This is a genomic window from Roseateles sp. DB2, from assembly GCF_051857535.1.
Lineage (GTDB): Bacteria > Pseudomonadota > Gammaproteobacteria > Burkholderiales > Burkholderiaceae_C > Roseateles_B.
Window position 1 is genome coordinate 1 of sequence record NZ_JBPZGY010000040.1, and the last position, 2,334, is coordinate 2,334.

The following is a 2,334-nucleotide window of genomic DNA, read 5'->3' on the forward strand; positions in this document are numbered from 1 at the left end:
CTGCATCGGGGGGCAAGGCCTGGCCCTGGGCTATCTGAACCAGCCCGAGCTGACGGCGCAGGCCTTCATCGAGCATCCGCTCAAGCCAGGCCAGCGGCTGTATCGCAGCGGGGACCTGGGCCGTTGGCGGGAGGACGGCACCCTGGAGTTCATGGGCCGACGCGACCAGCAGGTCAAGCTGCGGGGCTTCCGCGTGGAGCCCGGCGAGGTGCAGAGCCGGCTGCAAGAGCACCCGGCGGTGGCGCAGGCCGTCGTCGTGGTGGACCAGACCGAGGCCGGCGACAAGCGCCTGGTGGCCTACTACACCCTGAGTGATGCAGCGACGCCCCTGCCGCCGCGGGATCTGCGTGAGTACATGGACGCAGAACTGCCCGATTACATGGTGCCAAGCGCTTTCGTCTGGTTGCCACAACTTCCGATCACACTCAACGGAAAGCTAGACCGGAAGGCACTGCCGCCGCCGGACGACGATGCCTTCCATGCTGAACGCTATGTGGCACCTGAGGGTGCCATTGAGGCCGAGCTTGCGGCCATTTGGTCGGAGCTTCTGGGCCGGCCTTTGGTGGGGCGGCATGACAACTTCTTCGAGCTGGGCGGGCACTCGCTACTGACGCTTCGCCTGCTTGAGCGCATGCGCCAGGCATCGCTGAGCGCCGACGCCTCGACCTTGTTCCAGTCACCGACGCTGGCGCGATTTGCCGCCGGCACCAAACGAATCAGGGAAATTGTTCTATGACCACTGCCGAGCTTCTGCGCAGCCTGAATGCCCGGGGCCTTGCCCTCTCCTTGAAGGGAGATGAACTATCGGTCAAGGCGGAGGAGGGCGTCCTCGATGATCTGGAGTTGCTGACACTCCTGCGTCAGAACAAGGCTGCGCTGATCGCCGAGCTGAAGGGAGGGGCGATCAGCGTACAGGACGGCGGCCAGGTGCTTGCCCCGCCGGCGGCTATCCCCGAAGGCGCCACGACGATCAGGCCGGAGATGCTGCCCTTGGTGCAACTGACCCAGGCACAGATCGATGGATTGATCCGCCAGGTTGATGGCGGCGCCGCCAACATTCAGGACATCTACCCGCTGGCCCCGCTTCAAGAGGGCATGCTCTTCCATCACCTGATGGAAAAAGGGGGGGACGTCTATCTGCTGCGCAGTGTGATGCGCTTCAGGCGCCGAGATCAGTTGGACGGCTACCTGTCGGCCTTGCAGCGGGTCATCGACCGCCATGACGTCCTGCGCAGCTCGGTGCATTGGGAAGCACTGTCGGAGCCAGTCCAGCTTGTGCAGCGCTCTGCATCGCTTCCGGTGCTGGAACTACCTGCCATGAGCAGCGCGGAGATGGTGAGCCAATCCGATCCGCGCCGCCTCCGCCTGGACGTGCGTCAAGCGCCCATGTTGCAGGCGCGCATTGCCCGCGAGCTCGACCCCGCCACGGATGGGGAGCCCTGGCTGCTGGCCTTGCTGGTGCAACACCTGGCCATCGATCACACCGCCCTGGACACGGTTCAGCAGGAGATTGAGGCGCTCCTGATGGGGCGCGAAGACCTGCTGGCCCCCCCGCAGCCCTACCGCAACTACGTGGCGCAGACAAAGTTCGCGATGCCCCGCGAAGAGCACGAGCGGTTCTTTCGTCAGATGCTGGCGGGCATTGATGAGCCAACGACCCCATACGGCCTTGACGACGTGATGGGGAGCGGCCTGGGCATCGAACAGGCTCAGCGGCAAGTCGACAGGTCCCTGGTCGCCAGCTTGCGAGTACTGGTGCGTTCCCGCGGTCAGAGCATGGCCAGCGTGTGCCATCTGGCCTATGCGATGGTGTTGGGCGCGCTGTCAGGTCGAGAGGATGTGGTGTTCGGCACCGTGATGTTCGGGCGCATGCAGGCCGGACCGGGTGCGGATCGTGCGCTGGGTCTTTACATCAACACCCTGCCATTGCGGGTTCGCTTGAGCGGAAAGGCCGCTGCCGATGCCTTGCTGCAGGCTCATATTGACCTCGCCCGGCTGCTGCAGCATGAGCATGCGCCGTTGTCCCTGGCCAAGCGTTGCAGTGAGCTGCCTGGCGACAAGGTGCTGTTCAGCGCACTCCTGAACTACCGACACAGCCAGGACATCGAGACACTGCCTCAGCGGTGGTCTGAGGATCTCGGCCTAGAACTGGTCCATTCGGAGGAAAGCAGCAACTACCCGTTCAACATGGACGTGGACGACAGCGGCGCTGGACTGATGCTGACCGCGCAGGTGGCCGGTCGGGGTCGTGCGCAAGAAGTCTGCGCGCTGATGGCCCAGGCGCTGGAGAGCCTGGAGCAGGCGCTGCGGGAAGGAGGGCAGGGGGATCTGAGG

Annotated in this window: 2 protein-coding genes; both read left to right on the forward strand. The window is 64.7% G+C overall.

Annotated features, from left to right (window positions below; all coding sequences use genetic code 11):
- Positions 1-736 (forward strand): non-ribosomal peptide synthetase (locus tag ACS5PK_RS22565; protein ID WP_439442509.1); only part of this gene is annotated, 736 nt, incomplete at its 5' end.
- A partial coding sequence (locus tag ACS5PK_RS22570; protein WP_439442510.1) for a condensation domain-containing protein occupies positions 733-2,334 on the forward strand: 1,602 nt, incomplete at its 3' end. The genes ACS5PK_RS22565 and ACS5PK_RS22570, both read left to right, overlap by 4 nt.